The organism is Microcoleus sp. Pol12B3 (genome assembly GCF_036701355.1).
GTDB lineage: Bacteria > Cyanobacteriota > Cyanobacteriia > Cyanobacteriales > Microcoleaceae > Microcoleus.
This window is the reverse complement of sequence record NZ_JAUBQS010000017.1, coordinates 25,959-50,622: the sequence shown is the minus strand read 5'-3', so window position 1 is coordinate 50,622 and position 24,664 is coordinate 25,959. Positions and strand designations below refer to the sequence as shown.

Below are 24,664 nucleotides of genomic sequence, written 5' to 3'. Positions count from 1 at the left end.
TTCAAACAATATTAGGACCTACCATGAGTACAACAGCACATCAAAGAATTGACGAGTTGGTTAAGCAAAACAAAATCATGGTGTTTATGAAGGGCAATAAGTTAATGCCCCAGTGTGGTTTTTCTAATACTGTGGTGCAAATTCTCAATACTTTGGGAGTGCCTTACGAAACTGTTGATGTTTTGGCAGACCAGGAAATTCGTCAAGGGGTTAAAGAGTATTCCAACTGGCCGACAATTCCCCAAGTTTATATCAACGGCGAGTTTATTGGAGGCTCGGATATTATGATCGAGATGTATCAAAAGGGCGAATTGCAAGAAGTTGTAGAAGTGGCTTTGGCTTCTTAAATTAGACAGAAAAAACATCTCCCCGACCTCTTAAAGAAGTCGGGGAAATAACAGCAATCGCGTTTTACGTTGAATTAGGTTGTTTACTTAATTATTCGTTACCAGGCAGAGCCTGGGAACACAATGCGGTCGGCTCGACAACATCCAATTTGTAGGGTAGGCTCAGAAAGCGAGGCCTAGCCTCTGGACATCGGTTCCCCAGCACGGCTAGGGAACGAGTTAAGCGCAGTACAAGTTCCCAATTCCCAATTCCCAATTCCCAATTCCCAATTCCCAATTCATCAAGGGTTTATCCAACCGAATTTGCTATTTAATAGTAGTCGGCTTCAGTTTGGGTCTGTGGCATTGCAAAATTGGAGGGGTCGTGAATGTAACGCGCTGCTTCTTCCTCTAGTCTGTGAATCAGATAGGGTTCCAAACCGTTGGAATGCCGCAGGGCTGCTAAATACCCGTCTAAGTAAAGCCGCAGGTCATCGAAGCGATAACCTCTATTCCACATTTCGACGAGGGCGTCGGTGAGTTTCTGGTAGTGCCGGATTGTTTGGGTGTCTTGTAGCATGGTGTGAGGTTGAAATCCTTTGTGGTTTGTATAATGACGGCGGGATTTAGGAATTGCCTCGATTGATGCTGAGTGGCTCAGCTTGAGGCTATTTCTAAATAAAAGTTTTTACCCTGCTCAACAGGCTACCCTCCATAAAAAATTTCACTCGTTGCAATGCAGTTGCTCGACTTTTTGCGCGCACCTAGATAATTCGCTGTGCGTTTAATGGAGTCGGGATGTTGCTGAATTTTGCGGTCAAAGTGGCTGAGTGTTCCGGCTACCGAGCGAACGGTTGGAGGAATTCTAGTTTCACTTGCGCGATTTGTCAACCTCCTGGGAGTGGGGGCTGGGTCGGGGGGATCGCTTTTAGCAGGCGGTTGGGGCATGGGGTCGATCGGCTTTACACTGTCTTATTTTCATTGTAAGCTCATCGCCATAATGATTTAACCTTTCTGCAGGCTGACCCTGCCAAATTAACCCAATCTTTAACATTCGTACCCTGGGTGTGTCCGCTGCTTTCAACGCAGCTCATGCTTGAGTAGCGATGGTTACAAAAGCTTGACAAAAGCTCTGTTAACCTTGTAGCAATTAGTGATATGGGAAGCTCGCCTCTGTGGAATCTGCAAGTATTTCAATTGTTGAAGGGAATCCGCACCTGCGATCGCTCTTGGGCTGGCATCTACAGCAAGTCGGTCACTGGGTGCACCAGTCAGCGGATATCAGTCACGCTAGGGAAATATTTTTCAGCCGCCAGCCAACCCTAGTCATTCTGGATGCCCAATTGCCGGATGGGGACGGTTTGGAATTTTGCCACTGGCTGCAACAGCAGCAGCAGTCGCTGATTTTGATGCTGTCGGCGCGGAATTCGGAATCGGATATTGTTGAAGGTTTGAAGGCGGGGGCAGACGATTACCTGACTAAACCCTTTGGGATGCAAGAATTTATGGCGAGGGTGGAAGCTCTGATGCGCCGCAACCGCACGATGATACCGCCGGCGACGCTGGAGTGCGGGCTGCTGAAAATTGATTTGGTGCAGCGCCGAGTCAGGTTGTACGAGGAACATATTGAGCTGACTCCCCAGGAATTTAGCCTGCTGTACGTGCTAGCTCAAGCTGGAGGAGTGCCGCTGTCGCGCTCGGATTTGCTGCGTCGGGCGTGGCCCGATGCGATTGATAACCCCCGGACGATCGACACTCACGTACTCTCTCTGCGTAAAAAAATCGAAATCGACCCGCGACAGCCGAGCCTGATTCAAACTGTACGGAATGTCGGCTACCGACTGAATCTGGAGTTGTTGAATAATGCCAATCAGATCAATTCACCAGTTCCCAGGGCGGTGCTTTCTTAGAGTATTAAGTAGGTCATTGCAAAAAAACAATAGTATCTTATAGGGGCGGGTCTAGCTAAGAATCACTCATATACAAGCGAGAAGATGAAGGCAAAACCCGCCTGACCTATCTATTTAATGTTTATTTTTACCCACCTACTTATCAGCCGATAAGTCTGATTTTATGTTGGGAATTGATTGGCGATCGCATCGGTTTTCGCGGCCATAATAAAGTCATTGCGGTGCAGTCCAGAAATCGCGTGAGTCCACCAAGTAACGGTAACTTTTCCCCACTCGGTTAACAGTGCGGGGTGATGTCCTTCGGTTTCTGCTGCTTCCCCGACGCTGTTTGTAAAGGCGATCGCACTTTTGAAATCCGGGAATTCGTAGGTGCGTTCTATTTGGGGAATGCCATTTTTTTCGATTAAATTCCAGTCGGGAATTTGAGGTTTTAGCTGGACAATTTCGTAAGCTGTGAGGCGGGGAGAGTTTGGGCGGCAGGCGGCACAGCGTTCTTTTGCTAAAGGTTCCATAAATTGCTTGTTAGCGATCGGATGCTAAAAGATATTATAGACATTTCTAATGTCAATAATTTTGGATGGGTGCAACTGTCATTTAGGAGTGAGGTAAAGAATGTGATTGAAATCGTTCAAAAAACAGATGAGCAATCATTTAAAATTTCTGGAAATAATCGTTAACCGTGGAATAGATTAACCGATAATATCAGGAAGGGGCGGGTTGATTTGGCTATCTTGCTGATATTGTAAATGTTGGTGAACCCGCCCCTGCAAGTGCGATCGCTCAACCGATCGCCTTTTTAATCAAATCCAACTTACCCTTATAAGGAGCATAACGCCATTTCAAGTCAAGCCAAAATGACTTTTGCAGCACGCTTTTGTAATGAGAAAAAGTATTAAAACTCGCTTTGCCGTGATAACTCCCTATCCCGCTTTCACCAACTCCTCCAAACGGCAAAGCTGTCACCCCGAATTGCATGACAGTATCATTTATGGAAACTCCCCCAGAAGAAGTTTCCCGCAAAACTTGCTCTTGTTTTTCTTTATCCTTCGAGAACAAATACAAAGCTAATGGTTTAGGACGGGCGTTGATTTTGGCGATTGCCTCCCCAAAATTTTCATACTCCAAAACTGGCAAAATCGGTCCGAAAATCTCATCCTGCATCACCGGCGAATCCCAGGAAATATTATCTATAACCGTCGGTGCAATATATCTATCTTCCGGCGTAACTTTCCCGCCGACGACAATTTCTCCATCTTTAATAAACGCACTCAAACGTTCCAATTGCTGCTGATTTATAATTCGGGAATAGTCGGAACTTTTTTGCGGGTCGTCGCCGTAAAATCCGTGAATTGCTGTTTTAATTGCCTCAATCAAATCTGGTTTAACTTTTTTATCAACTAACAGGTAATCTGGAGCGACACAAGTTTGACCGGCATTGATGAATTTGCCCCAGGCAATGCGTTTAGCAGTGTATTCAACTTGAATATCTGAGTCTACAATGCAAGGACTTTTGCCACCCAATTCTAATGTGACAGGTGTCAGGTGTTTAGCAGCAGCTTCCATGACTATTTTACCGATTTTGGTGCCGCCTGTAAAGAAGATGTGGTCGAATTTTTCCACTAATAATTGTTGGCTGATTTCGACTCCTCCTTCGACGGCTGCTACGTAGGCGGGATCGAAGGTTTTGGTAATCATATCGGCGACAACTTCCGACGTGTGCGAGGCGATTTCAGAAGGTTTGAGGATGGCGCAGTTGCCGGCGGCGATCGCCCCGACCAAAGGTGATATCATTAGCTGAAATGGGTAATTCCAAGGCCCGATGATTAAAACAACGCCCAAAGGTTCTGGGTAAATGCGGGCCGATGCTGGGAATTGATCGATCGAAGTAGGAACTTTTTGCGGCTTTGCCCACGATTTTACATTTTTGATGGCATAATTAACTTCTGCGATCGCAGCAATTTCAAAATAAGCCTCGTACTCCGGCCTGTTCAAATCAGCCTTGACAGCATCCACAATCCGTGATTGATAGGAAGCGATCGCACTTTTGAGATTCTTGAGTTGTTCGATCCGAAAATCCACATCCTTAGTTTTCCCAGTCGCAAAAAATTGTCGCTGCTGGTGGATAATATCGCTGACTCTGATTACCATATTTATTGCTCCATGTCTATCAATAAATGTTACAACAGGAAAACGGAACTTGGGTAAATTGCGATCGGTGTTAAAGCGCAGACTTCTTGAAGAAGTCTACGATCGGGGCTTTATGCTATAACTTATAAGGTATTAATTGTAGATTTTTAATTTGAGTTAAGTCATGAAAATATCTAAGAACGATTTTTTTTTCTATTCCTGCTGGCTGCTTTGCTTGCTTGCAGTAGCAGGATGTACCTCTAAGCCCGAAAAGCAAGTTGTTATCTGCTCGAAAGACTTTACCGAACAAGTCATCCTCGCAGAAATTTTAGCACGCCATATCGAAGCTAAAACAGATATCAAAGTAGAACGAGAACTGAATCTCGGAGGTTCGCTTTGCCATCAATCCCTAACAGCAGGTAAAATCGATTTGTACGTCGAATACACGGGGACTGCTTACGCCAACTTGCTCAAACAGAAACCGATTTCTGACCCCAAAAAAGTCCTCGATTACCTCAAGCAAGAATATCCCAAACAGTTTAAAGCTGAGTGGACGGAACCGCTGGGATTTAATAACAGTTTTGCGATTATTGTGCGGGGAGACGATGCCAAAAAACTCAATTTACAAACTCTCTCGCAACTTGGGAAAGCTGCACCTAACCTCCGGGCTGGTTTCGGCCCAGAATTTAAGGAGAGAGAAGATGGATTTCCCGGATTAGCTAAAACTTACGGGATTAAGTTTCGAGAAGAACCGAAGGAGTTGCTGTTAGGATTGCTTTATCAAGCGCTGCAACAAAAAGAAGTAGATGTGATTGCTGGTAATACGACGGACGGTTTGATTCAAATTTTAGGTTTAGTAGTTCTCAAGGATGACAAGAACTATTTCCCGCCCTACGAAGCAGTTCCGGTTGTGCGATCGCAAATTTTGGATAAATACCCGGAATTGCGTCCAGTCCTCGCAGAATTGGGCGGCAAAATCTCCGAGGAGGATATGCGACGGCTCAATTATCAAGTTGATAAGAAACAGCAAGAAGCTAGAGAAGTAGCCCAGGACTTTTTGCAGCAAAAGCTGGGCGAGTCAGAGCCAGTAAGTCCGCCAAAATAGAGGGTTTCAATGTTAGTATATTCCCACGTCAAGTTAATTTGCCAAGCTGCAAATTTAGATTTTAGATTCAACAATTAGGAACATAGGATAAGGTGCGAGGCGCGCACCCTACAATACACTTAGGCTTTCCTCTTAAGTCCCTTCACTGAGCCGGCGCAAATTCAAAATATCGCTCATCTTTTTAATTTGCATACAAGTGCGCTCGAACTGTTGTTTATCCTGGATATCCATGCACAAGTCAATTAATGCAGGCAATCCGGGATAGGTTTTGACTTGAGCGCTGCGGACGTTTACTTGGTTGTCCTTCAAATGCGATAAAACATCATTGAGAACTCCCACTCGATCGAGGGCTTCAATTTGAATGTTAACCGGATAAGTGTTGGGTCGAGATTCATTGCGGTTGCTGGAATTCCAACTCACAGGAACCAACCGATCCCCAGGCACGTTCTCAACATTTGAACATCCTTGCCGGTGAATCGAAATTCCGCGAGTACGAGTCACCACTCCAATAATTGATTCCCCAGGAATTGGACAGCAACAGCCGGATAAATGGTAGAGCAATCCCTCTACACCTGCGATCGGCGATTTGCTCGGAGACGAACTCGGTAATGGTTTCGGTGTCGTCGATGCAGGTATTAGCTGGGGCACTTCCTGCCCTCCTGCGGGAGCAGCTTCAATTTTTTGCTGCACTTTTACTAAATCTCGCAGTCGATTTACTACGAGATTTAGGGTGACTTCGCCGTAGCCCAAACCTGCGATTAAATCTTCGACGCTGTGGTAGTTGCAGCGCTGAGCCACCGATTGCATGGGCTCAGATTTTAGCAAAGATTCCAAGCCATTTTTACCTAATTCTTTTTCCAGCAATTCCCGGCCGCGAGCGAGATTTTCATCTCGGTGCGATCGCTTCAACCACTGGCGAATTCGGTTTTTAGCTCCGTTTGTCTTGACAAAATTCAACCAGTCGGAACTCGGATGACCATTTTTTTGGGTCAAGATTTCTACAATATCGCCGTTCTTTAAAACCTTGTCTAGTGTTACCATTCGCCCGTTGACTCTGGCACCTGTGCAGTGATTGCCAATTTCTGTGTGAATGCGGTAAGCAAAATCTACGGGAGTCGATCCGCTATTGAGAGCAATCACGTCTCCGTTAGGAGTAAAAACGTAAATATCTTCGTCGAATAAGTTATCCTTAATGCTTTGTAAATATTCGCGATCGTCTTTGAGGTCGCTTTGCCATTCTAGGAGTTGTCGCAGCCAAGTAAATTTCTCGTCGTCGCCGGTAACTGTTGTGTTAGAACCGCCAGTTTCTTTGTATTTCCAGTGGGCAGCAATGCCGTATTCTGCAATGTGGTGCATTGCTACGGTGCGGATTTGCACTTCGATGGGGCGGCCGCTGGTTCCGATTACTCCGGTGTGCAAAGATTGGTAGCGGTTGGCTTTTGGTAAACCGATATAATCTTTAAAGCGGCCGGGAATCGGGCGGAAAGAATCGTGGACGATCGCCAAAGCCCGATAACAGTCATCATTGGTTTCTACTATGATCCGCACCGCCGCAATATCGTACACTTGCTTAAACCCTTTTTGGCGGCGCTGCATCTTCGAGTAAATCCCGTACAAATGTTTAGGACGGCCGCTAACTTCATAGCATTTAATGCCTAAATTGTCAAGCCTTTCTCGCAAACAATCTGTGACTTCTGCGAGTTGAGTTTCTCGATCGGCTCGCTTCTCGGCCACCAATTCCTGAATTTCGCGGTAAGCTTCGGGTTCCAGGTATTTAAACGCTAAATCTTCCAATTCCCACTTAAAGCGGCCGATACCCAAACGGTTCGCCAGGGGAGCAAAAATATCTCGGGTTTCTAAGGCAATACTGCGCTGCTTTTCTTCGGACAAATGCTCCAAAGTTCTCATGTTGTGCAGCCGATCTGCGAGTTTGACCACAATGACGCGAATATCTTTAGCCATTGCTAGGAACATTCGGCGGAAATTTTCCGCAAGGCGCTCTGTTTTGCTGGAAAAATTAAACTTAGAAAGCTTGGTGACACCTTCAACCAACTGTCGCACTTCCGCGCCGAACCGCTGTTCTATTTCTTCGAGAGTAATATCTGTATCTTCAACAATGTCGTGGAGGAAGCCGGCAGCAATCATGACGTTGTTGCCGCCCATATACCGGAGTATTCCAGCGACAGCTACCGGATGGCAAATGTAAGGTTCTCCCGATTTGCGGTATTGTCCTTCGTGCAAGTCGCGGGCAAATTCAAAGGCCCGACAAATTAAGCTGTCGTCAGCCGAACAATTCGGGTTAGGGCCCCCATCAGGCTGCGATCGACTATTCAGGCATTCTTGCAGCCAATCGGGAACTACAGCAGGATCGATCGAAGGAGAGGGAGTCAGAGTGTTCGCGTTCATGGGGTACACCTTTAAAACTTAGAAATACAAATGGTTAAAAGCCGGTTTCCGGTTGAATTGCCGAAATTATGTGTTTAGCTATACTAAACTAATTGAATGCCACAATTTGCAATTCAAAAAAATAGTCGATTTTTCTGTTAACTATACCTATCTACTTCCGAGTCGCCCCCCCTCGCAGGTAGGAAAATATAGTGACACCACTGCCGCCGCCGCAGTCTGTCGATCCGGTAAAATAAGCATATTTTGGCGGTAGCAGTTGAGGTAGCGGGGGCTCGGCATTTACCGGCAACGCTCAACAGAAAGCAGCAGCCAGAAGGGTAGAGTTAGGGCAGAAAATCGAAAAAAGTTCTCACAAAACAGGGAATTGCTCCAAAAACGCACGGCTTCCCTCCATATGAGCAAACTTAAGTAAGTATCTACTTTGATTATAAATACAAATTTCTTTACAAAATCATGATATTGTCCGAAGACCGCCGCCAGTGCTACCAAAAATTACAGCAAGCACTAGAACAACTACAAAGAACTGCTGCACAGGATAATCTGGATCGGGCCGCGCTGGCGATCGAATACACAAAAGTGCAACAATTTTTCGGAAACCAAATTATGAGAGCCGAAAGCGATGAGTTAGACGCCTCAGAAACACCCCCAGAGCAGTCCTATTTGACGGAAATTCACAAGCAACTGCGGTTATTGGGGACAGATGTCACGTTTTTGCAAGCGTCGCGCCAGCCAGCGACAGCAAAGGCGAGGCAAACTGCGGCGATCGCGCGGCTTAATACGCTAATTTGCTACTGTGGCGCGCTGCTGCAAAAAAATTCTGGTTCTTCAGGGCCCGCCCAGATACAGAATTAATAATTGAATTAACAGGGAATTAATAAGGCAAGGAGAAATAAAGCGGTGGAATGTCCAAAATGTAAACATCCCAATTTAGAAGGCGGTACCTTAGCCGGCCGTATGTCGGTGCAGTGGTGTCCCAACTGTTACGGTATCTGGATTCCAGGCAGAGAATACGAAGCTTGGCAGAAAGAGCAAAGCCAGTGGTACAACAAATCCGAGAAGCCTGATGCGACAGGGACTCTCGGCATAGAATTCACCCCGTCTGTCTACGACAGCAAAGCAGCGCTGTGTCCCGAAGACGGTCACTATCTGTCGCGGGCGAAAGTTCCTTTCAGCAGAGTGCCCTTTTACATAGAGCGCTGTATGTTGTGCGGGGGCATTTGGTGCGATAACGGCGAGTGGGACATTCTCGAAAGTCTGGGATTCCACACCGAGATTGACAAGATGTTTTCTCCGAATTGGCAAGCTAAGGCCCGCGTGCAAGAACTCGCCTCTCGGGAACGTCAAGTGCTGACTGAGAAGCTGGGGCCGGATATCGCCGGATATGTGTTGGAACTCGCGGAAGTTTTAGCAGACCATCCTCACGCAGATTGTGCCGCTACTTACATACTGCGGAGAGCTGAGTTGAAGCGAAGGGAAATTTAATCTGTTGGCTGTTGACAGTTGGCTGTTGGCGGTTGACTGTTAACGGTTGACTGTTGACGGTTGTTAGTAAGCGGTTGGTCGGTTAATGATGTAGTGATAAAATCTTTGTTTGTAGCAATTTCTATTGGTATTTACAAACTGTGGACGGTTGACTGTTGACTGTTGTTAGTAAGCGGTTGGTCGGTTAATGATGTACTAATAAAATCTTTGTTTGTAGCAATTTCTATTGGTATTTACAAACAGCATATCGGTCTCTTGCCAATCACTAATAAGCCATGAAAAATACTAATAACTAACAACTAACCGCCAGGATATTGACAAACAATAAATAACAACAGTTAACAGTCAACAGACAACACTTAACAGACAACAGTCAACAGACAACAGACAACAGACAACAGACTAAGGACTAATGACTAATGACTAATGACTCTTCTCTATTTTCCGTTGACAATTTGCGAGTAGCTTATCCTCAGCGGCGAGGCCAATCCGGTTGGGCCGTTGACGGGGTTTCCCTGACGCTGAAACCGGGGGAAAAGCTCGGATTAGTTGGGGAGTCTGGGTGCGGTAAGTCAACTTTGGGAAGGGCGGCGATGCGGTTGCTGCCGGATTCAACGCTGATTGAGGGGCGAGTTAGTTTTGCTGGAGAGTCGGTGTTTGATATGAATGCTTCGCGGCTGAGACGGTTTCGGGGCGAAGCTGTAGCATTGATTTTTCAAGATCCGATGACTCGTCTCGATCCTTTGATGACTGTAGGAGAACATTGCATCGAGACTTTGCAAGCTCACAGACCGAATTTGGATCGCAAGCAAGCTAAGAAACGGGCGATCGAAACTCTGGAAGCTGTGAAAATTCCCGCTTCTCGCTGGTCGCAATTTCCCCACGAATTTAGCGGCGGAATGCGGCAAAGAGTAGCAATTGCTTTGGCTCTTTTGCTCGATCCCAAATTAATTGTGGCGGACGAACCGACTACAAGTTTGGACGTAACTGTAGCTGCTCAGATTTTGCAGGAATTAACCAGACTTTGTGAGGAACGGGGAACGGCTATTTTGTTGATTTCTCACGATTTGGCGATGGTGGCTGAGTATTGCGATCGCATTGCGGTGATGTACGGCGGTAAAGTCGTAGAAACAGGGCCGGTGCAAAACGTGTTTGAAAAGCCGCAGCACGAATATACTCGATCGCTCCTCAAAGCAGCTTTGCACATTCAAGCCGATTCCGACAAAGGGTTAGCGTTCGAGGAAATCAGGACTGAAGCCGTTACTGCAAACTTAACAAATTCGCCTCTTTTGACCGTAACGAATTTGCAGCAACACTACAGTTTAGAAAGCAATTTATTAGATCAGTTGTTTTCCAGGAATCGCCAGGTAATTAAAGCCGTAGACGGCGTTAGTTTAGAGCTACAACGGGGAGAAATCCTAGGGCTGGTGGGGGAGTCCGGCTGCGGCAAAAGTACCTTGTCACGCACGATTTTGCAGCTAATTACCGCGACGGGTGGCAAAGTGGAATTTCAAGGAATAGATATAACTGCCCTGAACCGCGATGCTGTGAGGAAGCACCGCCGCGAAATGCAAATGATCTTTCAAGACCCCCACGCTTGCCTGAATCCGATGATGACTGTCGGGCAAAGTATTGCTGACCCTTTGTTTATTCACAAATTAGCTAATGCCAGCGAAGCTAAAAAACAAGTAATCCAAATGTTAGAGCGGGTGGGTTTAAGTCCAGGGGAGGATTTCTTTCGCCGCTATCCGGGGGAATTGTCAGGAGGACAACAGCAGCGAGTTTCGATCGCCCGCGCTTTGATTACTCGGCCGCAACTGATAATTTGCGACGAACCTGTGAGTATGCTGGATGCCAGCGTGCAGACTCAAGTATTAGAACTGATGTTGGAGTTGAAGAAGGAATTTAATTTGACTTATCTGTTCATTACGCACGATTTGTGGGTGGCGAGATTTTTTTGCGATCGCATTGCGGTAATGAATGCGGGAAAAATTGTTGAAATCGGTAAGACTAGGGATATTTTTACTAATCCGCAGCACCCTTATACTCAGCAATTATTGCAGGCAGCTCCTTTACTGGCTCGAACTCAATAGAAAGGTATAAAATTGGGGCCATCTAATTTCTGTCACGAGCTTCTAGATGGATTTCGGAAATTTCCGGTTAAATTGGTTAAAGTTAAGGGATACTTTTCAAATCATTCCACCGACACCAAGCACGATATGGCAGAATCTGACCTAGGCAGTTTTGCGGTGGCACCCGACGCCTCATTCGCGATCGCACAAGATGAAGACACCGAGATCGATCGTCCGACGGTAACTAGATCGTCAGCATACAACAATTGGTCTGCCGACGATCCAGTGGGAGCTTTGTTCAAGGAAATGGCTCGCTATCCTCTACTCAGTGCCACCGAAGAGGTGGAGTTGGCGCGCCGCGTTCAAGAATTGGTAGCCCTAGATGAACTAGAACAGCGTTTGCAGCACGAATTGGACAGAGTGCCGACAAAAGCTGAACTCGCAGCGGCTTTGGGGATAAGCGAAACTCAACTGCAACAGCTTCGCCACCAGTGTCAGTCGGCGAAACGGAAAATGATCAGCTCGAATTTGCGCTTGGTGGTTTCGATTGCCAAACGCTATCTTAATCGGGGCGTGCCTTTTCTCGATTTAATTCAAGAAGGAGCTTTGGGTTTGAATCGCGCCGCTGAAAAGTTCGATCCGGAGAAGGGTTACAAGTTTTCTACTTATGCCTATTGGTGGATTCGCCAAGGAATTACCCGGACAATTGCCAATCAAGGGCGGACGATTCGCTTGCCTGTTCACATTGTCGAACAGTTAAATAAACTCAAAAAAGTTTATCGAGATTTGAGGCGTTCTCTTCAACGCAATCCAACTGAAACTGAACTTGCTAGAGAAATGCAAGTTACTTGCGAACAGCTTCGTTACCTCCAGCAAGTACGCCGGCAATCTTTGTCTCTCAACCACCGCATCGGCTCTGAAGAAAGTTCGGAACTTTTGGATGTTCTCGAAGATAACGCGACGCAATCTCCCGAAGCTCAGATGAATGAGATGATGATGCGCCAAGATATTTTGGAGGTGTTGGACAGTATTTTGACTGAGCGCGAAAAAGAGATTGTTGCTATGCGTTACGGTTTGCTGACCGGCGAACCTTACACTTTAGAAGAGGTCAGCAGTTTGTTCAATTTGTCCCGCGAACGAGTCCGTCAAATTCAAAATAAGGCAATGCGAAAGCTGCGCCGCCCTCAAGTGACGGAACGATTGAAGGGCTGGTTAAAATAAGCTAGAAAACATTGAGTTTGCATTGTGAAAAATCTTAAAATTATTGTGGGTGGACACTCCAACGTCGCCCTAAATATGTTAATTCAAGGTTGACAAACTTAATTAAAAATTACAAATCAAAAATGTCTTGATGTGGTATTTTTAATTGTTGATTGTCGCGTCGTACTTACTTATTTATGTCTTCTGAGGTAATTTTGCGCCCAGCTACCCGCGCCGACGTGCCGGTGCTGTTTGATTTGATTAAAGCTTTAGCTGAGTACGAAAAATTATCTCATGCCGTGACTGGCAATGCGGTTGATTTGGAGAATCATTTGTTTGGCGATCGACCTTTTGCTGAAGCGATTTTAGCGGAGTGCGAAAATCGAGTTGTGGGCTGGGCGCTGTTTTTTTACAATTATTCTACTTTTTTGACTCAGCCGGGAATTTATTTGGAAGATTTGTTTGTGATCCCTGAGTTTCGAGGGCGGGGAATTGGCAAGTCTTTGATAGTTTATTTAGCGCAGTTGACGGTTGAAAGGGGCTGCGGGCGTTTGGAATGGAGTGTTTTGGATTGGAATGAATTGGCGATCGGATTTTACAAGGGTATCGGTGCTGATGTGATGCCCGACTGGCGGATTTGCCGGGTTGCCGGCGAATCTTTGGCAACTTTGGCATCGAAACAATTGTAAAAACCCCTCGATAAGACTCGGCGAGGGAAATCGCTACTATGCAAACGAAGTCCTTCTCTAAGAGACTAAGACCTCAAGGTGTGTATCGCGCACCTTACAACGAATCTGTAGGGTGTGCACTGCGCACCTTACAAAAAATCTGTACCGCCTCAAATCTATGGTTGCGTAAATCGGAGTAGATAATTGGCAAAAATATAGGAAAATTTAAGTAACAGTAGATTTTGATTGAGAGAGTAGATCGTGATTATTTGGGTAAACGAGCAAATCGATCCGTCGGGCATTCTTTATTCTTGCATTGCTTGTTGCGATGAAAGCCAAGCGAAGGATTGCCACGAATCTTTTGAGAAGAATTTGACTGCAGAGCAAAAACAGCAGGGCTGGGTTGCTACTTTGCGGACTGTTAGTTCTTGGGATGAGGTGCCTGTTAATGCTTTGAAATTGAATTAATGAGTACAAGTCATTAGCAGCTTTAGTGTCGCCCTGTTTCGGTTCGAGAGAAATGGCAGGAAAACGTGGGACATCAGTTCGTCCAAGGCAAGATAGCTCGATCGCACATTTTTCAAATTACAAGAGGTTTCGTGAATGTGAAGGTAAAAAGCTGCAATCTTTTGGGGCTGCGAGTCTGAAAATAGTGCCCTGCAAGATGCGGGAATGTGGGCAAAATTTTTTGGGCCTGGAGTGCTACCAACACCCTAGGACGAACAAGCGTGCAAGTGCGATCCTCTTCGAGGGTTACGCTAACGACAATTCGCATTTTTCAAACGGATTTTACCATTATTATTAATAGATAAAGGCATTTCAAATTGTCAAGTTAAATTTTTATGATTGAAACCTTATTTCACGCTTATACCCCTCTGGTGATCTGGACTGGCTTGGGACTGCTGCTGTTTCGGTACATCCCAGTTGATTTTCCCAAGCTGCTGAGCCACTTTCTTTTCTGGATTGGGATACCGCTGCAAATTCTAGTTTTAGCCCGTCAGAGCGATTTTTCGGGTGCTGTGGGATTCACGCCGGCGATCGCCATATTCGTGTTATTTCTGAGTACGAGTTTTGCTTGGCTGACTTGGGTATTATTGCGTAGGCTGAGTGCGGCCCACTTCAAAAAGCCCTATTTTCAGGGCAAAAATTCTCTGGTAAATTTATTCTTATTAAATTTTAATTCCCTGAAGCGATCGAGCCAGGGCAGTTTTCTCCTAGCTGCGATGTTAGGGAATACGGGCTTTGTTGGATTAGCAATCACCCCGTCTATCATCAGCACCGATAACAACAACTGGGCTGTCTTGTACAGCGTCACTAACAATGTTATTGGAACTTATTGTTTCGGTGTATTTATTGCTAGCTATTTTGGGAACTCCGAGCAAAAAAATCACTGGTGGACTCAGATCCGCGACGTGCTAACAGTTCCCGCTCTGTGGGCATTTTTAATTGGTTTTTATACTAGAAACATCCCCCTGCCCGAGACAGTGGAATCGGGATTGCAGATTGCTGTTTGGGTGGTAATTGCCAGTGCTTTGCTGCTGGTTGGCATCCGGCTGAGGTCTATTAAGAAATGGGAAAGTTTTGAACTGGCTTTAATCCCGTCGCTGTTAAAAGTGGTAATTGTGCCGGTGTTGATCGGATTGGGTGCTAGTTATTTCGGATTGAGTGGCGATCCGAGGTTCGTGTTGGTGTTGATGTCGGGAACGCCCACAGCTCTTTCGGTGCTGATTTTAGCAGAAGTCTACGAGCTCGATCGCGATTTGTTAGCTAGCAGCATCGCCATCACTTCTGTCGGGTTGCTGTTGATGCTTCCGCTGTGGTTAGCGGGGTTTAGTTAATATTAGCTAAAGTTTCAAATCGGATTGCTTTAAAATTTCGCAGTACAATCAACCATAACTGCACGGAAAAGACTATGAATGAGATAATAACTGCTACAGGTCTGCCTCCTGCATTCCCCGATCATACCCAACTGCCAGACGAAGACGGTACATTTGTGAAAAATTTTCAGGAGCATCCCCAGAGCATCATTTTGACAGATTCTATCGGGCCGGTTGTAGAGCGGCTGCACCCAGACGGACAATATGCGATCGGGCAAGATTGTGGCATTTACTGGCGAGAAACTGACCCGCCAGAGCGAGGTGCAGAAGCACCCGATTGGTTTTACGTGCCAAATGTACCGGCAACACTTGACGGTTTTCGCCGTTCTTATGTACTGTGGCGGGAACACATGGCTCCGTTCATTGCTTTAGAATTTGCTAGCGGTAATGGAGAGGAAGAGCGCGATCGTACTCCCTTGACTGTGGCCGCTGACGGTACCACCACTAAACCGGGTAAGTTTTGGGTGTACGAGAGAATTATTCGCATTCCTTACTACGGCATTTATGAAATGAGAACGGGCAATTTAGAAGTCTATCACCTAATAGATTTTGGGTATCGAAGGATGGAGCCAAACGAACGCGGTCACTATCCCATTCCTGTACTAGATGTAGAATTGGGACTGTGGCAGGGAAGCTATCAAAATCAAGAACTGCTTTGGCTGCGGTGGTGGGATTCGCAGGGGAATTTGCTGTTAACTGGCTCCGAACAAGTTGAAATTGAGCGGGCCCTGGTCGAACAAGAACGGGAAAGAGCCGAACAAGAACGGGAAAGAGCTGAACAAGCAGAGCGAAAAGTCACCCAGTTAGCCGATCGACTGCGAGCAATGGGAATCGATCCCGATGCTGAGGATTGATATCAAATTCCCCAAACTTTCTCTGTAGCGCGAGCATCCCGCACCTTACCTTTTATAATCACAAAAAACAAAGCTGATGGAAACTAAACCACCTCTACCGCCCTTTACCTTGGAAACGGCTAAAGCCAAAGTTCAAGCTGCTGAAGATGCCTGGAATACCCGCGATCCAGAACGAGTAGCCTTAGCTTATACGGAAGATTCTCAGTGGCGAAACCGTGCCGAATTCTTCAGCGGACGGGAAGAAATCAAGGCGTTTTTAAGACGAAAATGGGCAAAGGAATTAGATTACCGTTTAAAGAAAGAACTGTGGAGTTTTACAGACAATCGGATTTCTGTTAGATTTGAGTATGAGTGGCACGATGATTCTGGCTACTGGTATCGCGCCTATGGTAATGAACAGTGGGAATTTGCCGAAAATGGGTTAATGCGAAGACGTGAAGCTAGTATTAATGATGTTCCCATTCAAGAGTCAGAACGGAAGTTTCGATAGGAGTTATCTGTGAGTTGCTTAATGAAACTTAGACATTTTTTCACCTTTTTAGGGGCTGAAAACCTCTCCCTCGCAAAAGAAAGAGGTCTATGGCCTAAAAATGCCTGAAACCATTGTAAATATTGGATTTATGCCCTTTCTAGGTAAAAGTCTTTCTCTATCTAGGTTTTAAGCCATTTTGGCTTCAGTTTTTGTCTAAGCCCGTTAGCGTAACTTTCTGAATTACTGCTGATTTCTCCCCTGCAACTGAAAACCGCTATATGATGAATTGGGCCCAATCAGTTTCCTAGACCATAGATACCGCGAAATTGGTTGCTGTACAGACAGTCGGCATCTCAATAATAAACTGCGTTCCCTGCTCTGGCGTAGAAAAACACTGTAGTTGAGCGCAGTGTTTTTCTAGCAGAATTTTTCTGCTGATTGACAATCCCATGCCTGTACCTTTTCCGATTGGCTTAGTAGTAAAAAAGGGAGTAAAAAGTTTTGAACGAACATTCTCAGTCATGCCAATACCATTATCAGCAACTGTGAGCCGAATGCCTGATCCCGTACTATTGTTGTCATAGGAATTGCCCGCTACGACTTCAGTACGAATCAAAATCTGCGGGTAAAAAACTCTACCCTCTTCTCTACTTCCCCGCTCTTCCAAAGCATCTATAGCATTCGCTAAAAGGTTCATAAACACCTGATTAAGCTGACCTGCATAACAGGTCAGAAGTGGCAATGGACTATACTCTTTAATCACGTTAATAGCAGGGCGATCTGCTCTAGCTTTTAGCCGGTGCTGCAATATCATCAAGGTGCTATTAATACCTTCGTGGATATCTACTGATTTGATTTCGGTTTCATCCAACCGCGAAAAATTTCGTAGAGACTCCACAATCATACGAATGCGTTCGATGCCTAACTGCAAGGAAGAAAGCAACTTTGGCAAATCGTCCATGATAAATGACAACTCTCCATCTTCTGTTGCCTGGAGAATTTCTGCTTCGGGTTGCGGGTAATGCCGTTGGTAGAGATTCAACATATAGATTAGTTCTTTAATATAATCTTTCGCATAGGAGATATTGCCGTAAATAAAGTTGACCGGATTGTTAATTTCATGAGCGACACCTGCAACTAATTGACCGAGACTAGACATTTTTTCACTTTGAACTAGCTGGAGTTGTGTGTCTTGCAGTTCTCGGACAAAATGCTCTAAGGCAAGAGCTTTTTGGTGTTCTTTTTCTTCACTGATACGCAGTGCTTTCTCTACTTGTTCGCGCTGCTCTATTTCCGACTGCAATTTATGACCTAGACAAAAACTTCTCAAAGCTGTTAGCACTGTAGTGTATAGCTTTGATGTCGTTAATTCAGTTTTAGTTTTATAGTCATTTATATCGTAATTGATAATAACGCTTTTTTCGGGTACTTGTCCGGGTTGACCCGTGCGTAAAATAATTCGCACTAACTGATTGCCTAACACTTGGCGGACATATTTCACAAACTCTAAGCCAGCATCATCCGTTTCCATGATTACATCAAGCAGGATGATAGCCACATCAGGATGTTCTTGAATTAACTGTTTAGCTTCCTTAGCGGAATAAGCACTAATAAATTTTAAAAATTTATTTTCATAAACAAAATTTATTAAGGCTATATTGGTAGCTGTGTGAACTTGAGCTTCATCATCTACAATCAAAACTTTCCAGCTTTCTGTCGGAGAATCTTCTGATACTTCATCGGCAAAAAATAACTCTTCATCTGAGTTAACTTCATCCGCAAATAACACTTCTTCAGATGAGATTTCATTTGAAAAGCCGTAAATACTCTTGTCCATTGCTGCTTACCTTTCTTTGTTACTGATGTTGGGATTTAGGAAACTACGGTTGTGAATTTATGTGAATTTATTTGGACGGGTAACTTAATAATAAATTTGGTGCCGACTCCAACCTCACTTTTACATTCTATTTCACCCAGAAGTTTTTGGGTAACTAAATTGTAGACAATATGTAATCCCAATCCGCTACCACCCTGACCGCGTTTTGTAGTAAAGAATGGCTCGAAAATTTTACTTAAATTTTCTGGGGGAATGCCTTGACCGTCATCGGAATATTCCAATGTAAGCCGATCGCCCTCTTGTTGCCAATCAAAAGCGAGCTGACCAGATTCGCCCGGTTCGTAAGCATGAATCAGAGAGTTCATCAGTAAATTTGTGACAACTTGGGATAAAGCACCTGGATAAGAATCTAGGGCTATTTTGGTGTCTCCCTTAATTTCGATCGAATGTTTGCTGTTTCTCAATTTTGGTTTTAATTGGATTAAAATTTCATCGAGATAATCTCTGACAATGAAAGTTCGTCGTTCTTCGCTAGAGCGATCGACTGCCACTTCTTTAAAGCTCTGAATCAATGCCGCAGCCTGATTTAGATTAGTTAGAAGGGTGTTGCTGCTTTGGGTGGCTATATCCAAAAATTTTTCTAGCTCGGAGCGCTTCATTTTGCCACTGTTATAAGTAGAAGCAAATTCTGTGGTATGTTCTGCCAAAGCTGACGCCACGGTGACACCAACGCCGATGGGAGTATTAATTTCGTGGGCGACGCCTGCAACTAATCCTCCCAGCGATGCCATTTTTTCAGATTCGACTAGCTTGCTTTGAGTCGCTTTTAAAGCTTCCAGCGTGTTGGATAATTCCTGGGTGCGATCGCACACTAATTGCTCTAAGTTTTGATTGAACTCCTGCAAGTTATTGTAGAGTTGGGCATTTTCAATGGAAATGGCTATTTGGGCCGATAACAATTTTAACAGTTCTAGTCTATCTGTAGTGAAAGCTCCTTCTGTGAGGTTATTTTCTAGGTAAAGAATGCCTGTCAGTTTGCCTTGGTGCAGCAGAGGTGTGCAGAGAATGGATTTGGGTTGAGTGGCTGCAATATAAGGATCGCGGGTAAATTGTCCCTCTTGGGTGGCGTTATTTAAAACCACGTTTTCCTGGGTGCGGATGACGTAGTGGGCGATCGCACTTGCGAGTTTGGGCGTTTCCCCAGAAGCTGCTTCTGCATTGAGGGGAAGCGAGCGCAGCACGCTAATTTCATCCTCGTTCACTGAACCTTCTGCCTCGATGGCCCAGTTTCCTGCTTTTTCTAAAATTAAAAAGCCTTTTTGGGCGCCTGCATTTTCGATGGCAATTTTCATCAACCTTTCTAGTAGCTTGCTCAAAACTATTTCACCTGAAATTGCTTGGGAAGCTTTCATTACTGTGGCTAAATCTAGCGTCTCTCCCAAATTGGTGCTAGTGGTAGTAGTCTTAATCGTTGTTCGGTTAACATTTGTTTGAGCTGTTGTCTTGGCTGAGGTTCTAGCTAGTAGGTGCGGGTATTTTTCTTCTAAATCTTTAACTTTAGCTAGAGCGCCCCAAGCTTGGTAGCTATAATGAGCGTTTTGCATATAAACTTGGGCGATCGTTTCTTTACCCCATGACAGGTAAAATTTGGCGGCGAGTTCGTGAGCGAGTGCTTCCTCGTTGATGTATTCGTTTTCTTTAGCAAGGGCAATAGCCTTGTCGTACATTTCGATTGCCTCTACTTTTTCCCCTAAAACCCGATGCCGTTCTGCCTCTACTAGATAGAATTTATGCAAATAATTCATTGGCCCATGATGCGCCCATTTCTGCATTTTCTCTTGATTAGCTTGTACTCTGTCAAGAATGATCTGTTGCTCTGACTGTGGAGTATCAGAATACACGGCCAACCGCACCAAAGAATCGTAAAAATGGAAGATAGGAATAACGGGCAATCCTACCATTGCATCTAAACACTTCTCTGCTAGAGCAGTATTTTCAATGCCTTCTGAGTAATTTTCAAACAAATAACAAAGGTAAATTTTGTTCAAATATATGTATGCAACTGCCGATTTGTCCTTTGCCTGCTGGTATAATGGCAACTTCAGCTCCTCATCACAGGCTTCACCCTTCAGAATGCAAGATTTTTCGCTTTTTCCCAACAAATTTAATATAGCTTGCCAATTTATTTCTATATAATTAAGCGCTATTTCTTGCTTGACATTATAAATAGCATCTCTGTTAATTGCTATCCCTCTGTCCAGCACAGTCAGTTCTTTGCCACTATAGTAAGCTGCACAGGAGGAATGTATTAGACTAAAGCCTGCATATTCTAAATCTCCTGTCTCTATTCCGCTAGAGTAAGCAGACACTAAAGGCTCGCATGTTTCTCTCAGATGCTCTTTCCAATGTCGGGTAAATATATTTACATGGACAACTGTCTTGGCTTTAATGTCTTGAGCATTTAACTTTGACACTAGACTTAAAGCTAATTGACCGAACTGATAACCCGAATCAATATCCTCCACAATTCCACAAAGAAGAAAACCATAATTGGCATAAGCAAAGGGAGAAACAGAAGCATTACCATATTGGACGGATAAATCTACTTGTTTGCACACCGTTAAGAGCAACAGTTGTGGAGCAGCAATGTATGCAGGAGCAAAGATACTTGATATAAGTCTCATAGCTGCTAGTTTATAGGGATCTGTCATTTGAGGCAGGTCACTTAAATCCTCAATTCGCTTCCCCTTCAAAATTGCCGCCGTTTCCCCCACTGCTTGCCCAATATCTGACGGGTTTGGGTCAGAGGGAAACTCCACCCCTAACAGCTTTAAAACTTCTAACGCTGTATTAACGGCTTCTAGTAGCTTTTTCTGCGACACGGAAGCTTGAATCTGGACTTCATAGATTTTTATTTTTTCCAATAGGTTTTTGGAACAGTTTTGCACGACCTCAGCTAATTTCTGCATCCGGTCAAAGTCACCACTCAGAAATGCTGCCTCTGCTGCTTCGGTATGTAGTGCTAATGTCAGTTCGTAATGATGAGTCCAGCTAGAATTTGCTAGCAGTCCCAAACCTGCTTGCAAATATTGGGTAGCCGCAGCATGAGCCGTTGCTGCTTTAGCTTTTTGACCTGCGGTTAAATTAAGTTTGGCAATTTCAGTTCGTTCGGATTCATCACTAATGAGTTCAATTCCCAGATTCAAATGATCGACGATCGCAAATATCTCTTCCGCTCGTTTCTCTGGCGAGGTATTTTGCCACAGCAAGCGACCAATTTGCAAGTGAACTGTTTTTTTAGAACTTTCCTCAATCAGAGTATAAGCTGCTTGTTGGACGCGATCGTGCAAAAACTTATAAGTAGTAATGACCAGATGAGATTTAACGATTTCTTCTTCTGTTACGCCGAGTTCAGAAGTGGCTAAAATTAATCCATCTTGGATGGCGGGCAATAGCTGTTGAAAGGTTTCAGCGGTAGATTTTTCGTTGACAATCGAGAGAGTATTTAAGTCAAAACTATTGCCCACACAAGCGGCTAACTGTAAAACCTGCTGAGTTAAATCTGGCATTTTTCTCAATTTACCGACCATCAACTCAACAACGTTATCGGTAATCCCTACTGCTTCGATTTGTGAAATATTCCAATCCCAGCTTCTTTTCACTAAATTGAAATTCAGGAGGGTTTCTTCATAGAGAGTTCTGAGAAACTGATTGACAAAAAAAGGATTGCCTTGAGTTTTACCGACGACTAACTCAGCTAGGGGCATGACTGCGCCTCTATCCCTACGCACAGTATCAGCTATCAAGTTAGCAATATGTCCGATTTCTAAGGGAGTTAAGGTAATTTGGTTAATAGTAGCCTCTTGCTTTTGCAGCCCCTCCAAAGTCATTATCAGGGGATGTGTGGGGCTCACTTCGTTATCTCGATAAGCACCCATTAGAAATAAATATTTTGTTTCCTCATCTGCCATCATTACTTGCAGCAGTTTCAGAGTAGCGGAGTCAGCCCATTGCAAATCGTCCAGAAAAATGACTAAGGGATGCTCCACAGATCCAAAGATCCGGATGAATTTTTGAAAGACTAAATTAAAACGGTTTTGCGCTTCCGTAGCCCCTAATTCTTGGACAGGTGGCTGTTTGCCAACGATGAGTTCTACGTCGGGAATGACATCTATAATTATTTGACCGTTATCACCAAAAGCCGCTAAAAGTTTTTCTTTCCAGCTATTGAGTTGGATTTCGCTTTCAGTTAACAGTTGCTTGACTAAGGACTGAAAGGCTTTGACAATAGCTGAGTAAGGAATATTGCGTTGAAATTGATCGAACTTTCCGGCAATAAAATAACCCCTTGCCTTAGTTATCGGCTTATAAACTTCTTGCACTAAGGCGGATTTACCAATTCCAGAATAACCCGACACTAACATAATTTCTTTCGTGCCATTGCTAACGCGATTAAACGCGGCTAGCAATGTTTCTAGTTCTCGTTCTCTCCCATATAGTTTTTGGGGAATTTGAAATTTATCCGTAATATCTTTTTGAGCGAGCTCGAAATCAGCAATCGTTCCTTTAGCCTGTATTTGTTCTCGGCATTCTTCTAAATCGGCGATGATTCCCCAAGCACTTTGGTATCTTTTTTCCGCCGTTTTTTCTAACAGCTTCATTACTATATCTGAAACGGTTTTAGGAATTCCTATTCCTGGATTGATTTCACGGGGCGGTACTGCTTGTTTAGCAATATGACAGTGCACTAATTCCATTGCATCGTCGTAATCCCAGGGCAGTTGCCCCGTTAGCAGTTCGTAAAAAGTGACTCCTAATGAGTAAAAATCAGTGCGGTAGTCGATCGCTCGGTTCATTCTGCCTGTTTGTTCCGGCGATATATAGCTCAGAGTGCCTTCTAAAACATTAGGATTTTTTAGGGTAGGATTCTCACGAGTTAAAACAGTAGAGATGCCAAAATCTATGATTTGGACTAGCCCGTTTGTCGAGTTAATAATAATATTGCTGGGGTTGATATCTTTATGAATAATGTTATGTTGATGAATTTGACCTAAAGCTCGGGTTATTTTAATAGCTGTTGACAAAAACTCTTCTAAGGTAAGTTTTTGATAAGCCAACCACAGCTTTAATGATTCTCCACCACGATCCTCGAAAACGATCGCCAAACTGTTCTGGTATTTTTCTAAGCTGTAGGTTTTAGGTACACTTTCTAGGTTAAGATTGCGTGTAATTTCGTATTCCTGCTTGTATCTGACTAACGAAGCTGGCATCGGATAATCTTGCTTGAGAAATTTGAGAATGACTGGTTGGTTGTCTTGCTTTCTCACTCCTCGGTAAACTAAAGAATTGTTACTTTCATGAATTTGGTTCGTAATTTCGTAGCCGGCTAAGTTAATCATTTTTACAGCCTATTTTAAGAAGAAATACACATTTTTTTAGCAATTCTCAATTTGTAAGTAGATTTACCCTCTAATATAAAGACTAGCTTGCACTTTAAGCAAAATTTAAATTTCAACTAAAAAAATATCAATTTTTACATTTCTTAAAAAAAGTATAAATAAATATTTAGGTGAGGAGGGCGATCGCAGCATCCTCCAAAAGCATGCAGAACAGAGTGAAGGGCTCTCGCCCTTGGTTTTCAGAGGAGATTTATACGGCTTGTTATAGTTACTATATCTATAGCCAGATATGGGGGGACTGGCGGGGGGTAAATTTGACTTTTGCAAGAACTCTAAAGAAGTTTATAGAGCACCTGCGATCGTGTAAAATCTGAAAAAATAATTTTAATGGAGTTTTGTTGCAAATGAAATTTTTGGCGATAGAAACACTAATTGTTAGTTCTATCCTTCTGTCAATCTCATCATTGTCCTCTGCTCAAAGTAATCAACAGGGATCTACAATTCTCCCCACAGGAGCTTACTACGCTCAAGGAACAATGTTCAATAACTCCCGTAGAGAGATTGCACATCAAAACAATAGAATCTGCATCAAGATCGTCGATGGCCCTGCAAATCCCTACAAAGGAGTCGAATCTATCACAATTAGCAGCGTGTCTGTTGAAAATGGGAAATACTATATTGATGCAACTGGCACAGAGCTAGTATTAAAAAACAATGGAAAAGCATTCTCTGGCGACATTCGCGGTACATGGGAGTATAGAGGTATCTCGCCCGATCCAAGGAGTCAACCCATACAAGCTAAAAAAATGGCAGAATGTGTAGCTGCTCAAGGACGATATGTGCAGAAGATGGAAGGAATATCCATTTCAGGAATCGATTTTCCCAAGCATTAACCACGATCGAGATGGGTGGGGGCGAAACCAAAAGGT

19 protein-coding genes are annotated in these 24,664 nt (G+C 44.2%); 13 read left to right on the top strand and 6 right to left on the bottom strand.

The window, feature by feature from the left end; genetic code table 11:
* The first annotated feature begins 23 nt into the window (after positions 1-23).
* Positions 24-347 (top strand): Grx4 family monothiol glutaredoxin, encoded by a 324-nt coding sequence (gene grxD / locus QUA53_RS11120; RefSeq protein ID WP_190657705.1) that lies wholly within the window; start codon positions 24-26, stop codon positions 345-347.
* A gap of 310 nt (positions 348-657) precedes the next feature.
* Here the strand turns inward: grxD and QUA53_RS11115 are convergent, their stop codons facing one another.
* Positions 658-906 (bottom strand): DUF6761 family protein, encoded by a 249-nt coding sequence (locus QUA53_RS11115; RefSeq protein WP_006634037.1) that lies wholly within the window; start codon positions 904-906, stop codon positions 658-660.
* Positions 907-1,501: 595 nt separating this feature from the next.
* Here QUA53_RS11115 and QUA53_RS11110 point away from each other — a divergent pair.
* Complete coding sequence (locus QUA53_RS11110; RefSeq protein WP_333097132.1) at positions 1,502-2,236, top strand: response regulator transcription factor; 735 nt, start codon at positions 1,502-1,504, stop codon at positions 2,234-2,236.
* 161 nt (positions 2,237-2,397) lie between these two features.
* Here QUA53_RS11110 and QUA53_RS11105 read toward each other — a convergent pair whose 3' ends face one another.
* Both QUA53_RS11105 and QUA53_RS11100 read right to left on the bottom strand, forming a co-directional pair.
* Entirely contained in the window at positions 2,398-2,748 is a 351-nt protein-coding gene (locus QUA53_RS11105) for a 4a-hydroxytetrahydrobiopterin dehydratase (RefSeq protein WP_333097133.1), read from the bottom strand.
* A gap of 268 nt (positions 2,749-3,016) precedes the next feature.
* Positions 3,017-4,384, bottom strand: a complete 1,368-nt coding sequence (locus QUA53_RS11100; protein ID WP_333097135.1) for an aldehyde dehydrogenase — start codon at positions 4,382-4,384, stop codon at positions 3,017-3,019.
* Between the two features lie 163 nt (positions 4,385-4,547).
* On the opposite strand from QUA53_RS11100, the gene QUA53_RS11095 reads away from it, so the two are divergent.
* The gene (locus QUA53_RS11095; RefSeq protein ID WP_333097136.1) at positions 4,548-5,468 is read left to right on the top strand and encodes a glycine betaine ABC transporter substrate-binding protein; all 921 of its coding nucleotides are present in this window, start codon (positions 4,548-4,550) and stop codon (positions 5,466-5,468) included.
* Positions 5,469-5,600: 132 nt separating this feature from the next.
* On the opposite strand, the gene QUA53_RS11090 is transcribed toward QUA53_RS11095, so the two are convergent.
* Positions 5,601-7,874 (bottom strand): bifunctional (p)ppGpp synthetase/guanosine-3',5'-bis(diphosphate) 3'-pyrophosphohydrolase, encoded by a 2,274-nt coding sequence (locus tag QUA53_RS11090; RefSeq protein WP_333097137.1) that lies wholly within the window; start codon positions 7,872-7,874, stop codon positions 5,601-5,603.
* Between the two features lie 453 nt (positions 7,875-8,327).
* On the opposite strand from QUA53_RS11090, the gene patD reads away from it, so the two are divergent.
* The 9 genes from patD (at position 8,328) to QUA53_RS11045 (ending at position 16,517) form a co-directional block, all read left to right on the top strand.
* Entirely contained in the window at positions 8,328-8,726 is a 399-nt protein-coding gene (gene patD / locus QUA53_RS11085) for a heterocyst frequency control protein PatD (RefSeq protein ID WP_333097138.1), read from the top strand.
* Between the two features lie 45 nt (positions 8,727-8,771).
* A complete protein-coding gene (locus tag QUA53_RS11080; RefSeq protein ID WP_333097139.1) occupies positions 8,772-9,356 on the top strand; it encodes a zf-TFIIB domain-containing protein in 585 nt (194 codons plus the stop codon).
* 419 nt (positions 9,357-9,775) lie between these two features.
* Positions 9,776-11,449, top strand: coding sequence for an ABC transporter ATP-binding protein (locus QUA53_RS11075; protein WP_333097140.1), 1,674 nt, complete (start codon positions 9,776-9,778; stop codon positions 11,447-11,449).
* Positions 11,450-11,575: 126 nt separating this feature from the next.
* Positions 11,576-12,649 (top strand): RNA polymerase sigma factor, RpoD/SigA family, encoded by a 1,074-nt coding sequence (locus QUA53_RS11070; protein WP_333097142.1) that lies wholly within the window; start codon positions 11,576-11,578, stop codon positions 12,647-12,649.
* Between the two features lie 176 nt (positions 12,650-12,825).
* Positions 12,826-13,317, top strand: coding sequence for a GNAT family N-acetyltransferase (locus tag QUA53_RS11065; protein WP_333097144.1), 492 nt, complete (start codon positions 12,826-12,828; stop codon positions 13,315-13,317).
* A 240-nt stretch (positions 13,318-13,557) separates the two neighbouring features.
* Positions 13,558-13,764, top strand: a complete 207-nt coding sequence (locus QUA53_RS11060) for a glycogen debranching protein (RefSeq protein WP_333075545.1) — start codon at positions 13,558-13,560, stop codon at positions 13,762-13,764.
* Positions 13,765-14,138: 374 nt separating this feature from the next.
* The gene (locus QUA53_RS11055) at positions 14,139-15,134 is read left to right on the top strand and encodes an AEC family transporter (protein ID WP_333097146.1); all 996 of its coding nucleotides are present in this window, start codon (positions 14,139-14,141) and stop codon (positions 15,132-15,134) included.
* Between the two features lie 74 nt (positions 15,135-15,208).
* Entirely contained in the window at positions 15,209-16,027 is an 819-nt protein-coding gene (locus QUA53_RS11050) for a Uma2 family endonuclease (protein WP_333097148.1), read from the top strand.
* Between the two features lie 76 nt (positions 16,028-16,103).
* Complete coding sequence (locus QUA53_RS11045) at positions 16,104-16,517, top strand: nuclear transport factor 2 family protein (protein WP_190657739.1); 414 nt, start codon at positions 16,104-16,106, stop codon at positions 16,515-16,517.
* Between the two features lie 286 nt (positions 16,518-16,803).
* Here QUA53_RS11045 and QUA53_RS11040 read toward each other — a convergent pair whose 3' ends face one another.
* Positions 16,804-18,336 (bottom strand): ATP-binding protein, encoded by a 1,533-nt coding sequence (locus tag QUA53_RS11040; RefSeq protein ID WP_333097149.1) that lies wholly within the window; start codon positions 18,334-18,336, stop codon positions 16,804-16,806.
* A gap of 35 nt (positions 18,337-18,371) precedes the next feature.
* Positions 18,372-23,735, bottom strand: a complete 5,364-nt coding sequence (locus tag QUA53_RS11035) for an ATP-binding sensor histidine kinase (RefSeq protein WP_333097150.1) — start codon at positions 23,733-23,735, stop codon at positions 18,372-18,374.
* Between the two features lie 404 nt (positions 23,736-24,139).
* Here QUA53_RS11035 and QUA53_RS11030 point away from each other — a divergent pair, with 404 nt between their 5' ends.
* Complete coding sequence (locus QUA53_RS11030; RefSeq protein WP_333097152.1) at positions 24,140-24,628, top strand: hypothetical protein; 489 nt, start codon at positions 24,140-24,142, stop codon at positions 24,626-24,628.
* The last annotated feature ends 36 nt before the right edge of the window (positions 24,629-24,664 follow it).

What these genes read in the sequence shown, in the direction of transcription:
- grxD (WP_190657705.1), top strand. Translation starts at nt 24, where the DNA reads ATGAGTACAACAGCACATCAAAGAATTGACGAGTTGGTTAAGCAAAAC.
- QUA53_RS11115 (WP_006634037.1), bottom strand. Translation starts at nt 906, where the DNA reads ATGCTACAAGACACCCAAACAATCCGGCACTACCAGAAACTCACCGAC.
- QUA53_RS11105 (WP_333097133.1), bottom strand. Translation starts at nt 2,748, where the DNA reads ATGGAACCTTTAGCAAAAGAACGCTGTGCCGCCTGCCGCCCAAACTCT.
- QUA53_RS11100 (WP_333097135.1), bottom strand. Translation starts at nt 4,384, where the DNA reads ATGGTAATCAGAGTCAGCGATATTATCCACCAGCAGCGACAATTTTTT.
- QUA53_RS11095 (WP_333097136.1), top strand. Translation starts at nt 4,548, where the DNA reads ATGAAAATATCTAAGAACGATTTTTTTTTCTATTCCTGCTGGCTGCTT.
- QUA53_RS11090 (WP_333097137.1), bottom strand. Translation starts at nt 7,874, where the DNA reads ATGAACGCGAACACTCTGACTCCCTCTCCTTCGATCGATCCTGCTGTA.
- patD (WP_333097138.1), top strand. Translation starts at nt 8,328, where the DNA reads ATGATATTGTCCGAAGACCGCCGCCAGTGCTACCAAAAATTACAGCAA.
- QUA53_RS11075 (WP_333097140.1), top strand. Translation starts at nt 9,776, where the DNA reads ATGACTAATGACTCTTCTCTATTTTCCGTTGACAATTTGCGAGTAGCT.
- QUA53_RS11070 (WP_333097142.1), top strand. Translation starts at nt 11,576, where the DNA reads ATGGCAGAATCTGACCTAGGCAGTTTTGCGGTGGCACCCGACGCCTCA.
- QUA53_RS11065 (WP_333097144.1), top strand. Translation starts at nt 12,826, where the DNA reads ATGTCTTCTGAGGTAATTTTGCGCCCAGCTACCCGCGCCGACGTGCCG.
- QUA53_RS11055 (WP_333097146.1), top strand. Translation starts at nt 14,139, where the DNA reads ATGATTGAAACCTTATTTCACGCTTATACCCCTCTGGTGATCTGGACT.
- QUA53_RS11050 (WP_333097148.1), top strand. Translation starts at nt 15,209, where the DNA reads ATGAATGAGATAATAACTGCTACAGGTCTGCCTCCTGCATTCCCCGAT.
- QUA53_RS11045 (WP_190657739.1), top strand. Translation starts at nt 16,104, where the DNA reads ATGGAAACTAAACCACCTCTACCGCCCTTTACCTTGGAAACGGCTAAA.
- QUA53_RS11040 (WP_333097149.1), bottom strand. Translation starts at nt 18,336, where the DNA reads ATGGACAAGAGTATTTACGGCTTTTCAAATGAAATCTCATCTGAAGAA.
- QUA53_RS11035 (WP_333097150.1), bottom strand. Translation starts at nt 23,735, where the DNA reads ATGATTAACTTAGCCGGCTACGAAATTACGAACCAAATTCATGAAAGT.
- QUA53_RS11030 (WP_333097152.1), top strand. Translation starts at nt 24,140, where the DNA reads ATGAAATTTTTGGCGATAGAAACACTAATTGTTAGTTCTATCCTTCTG.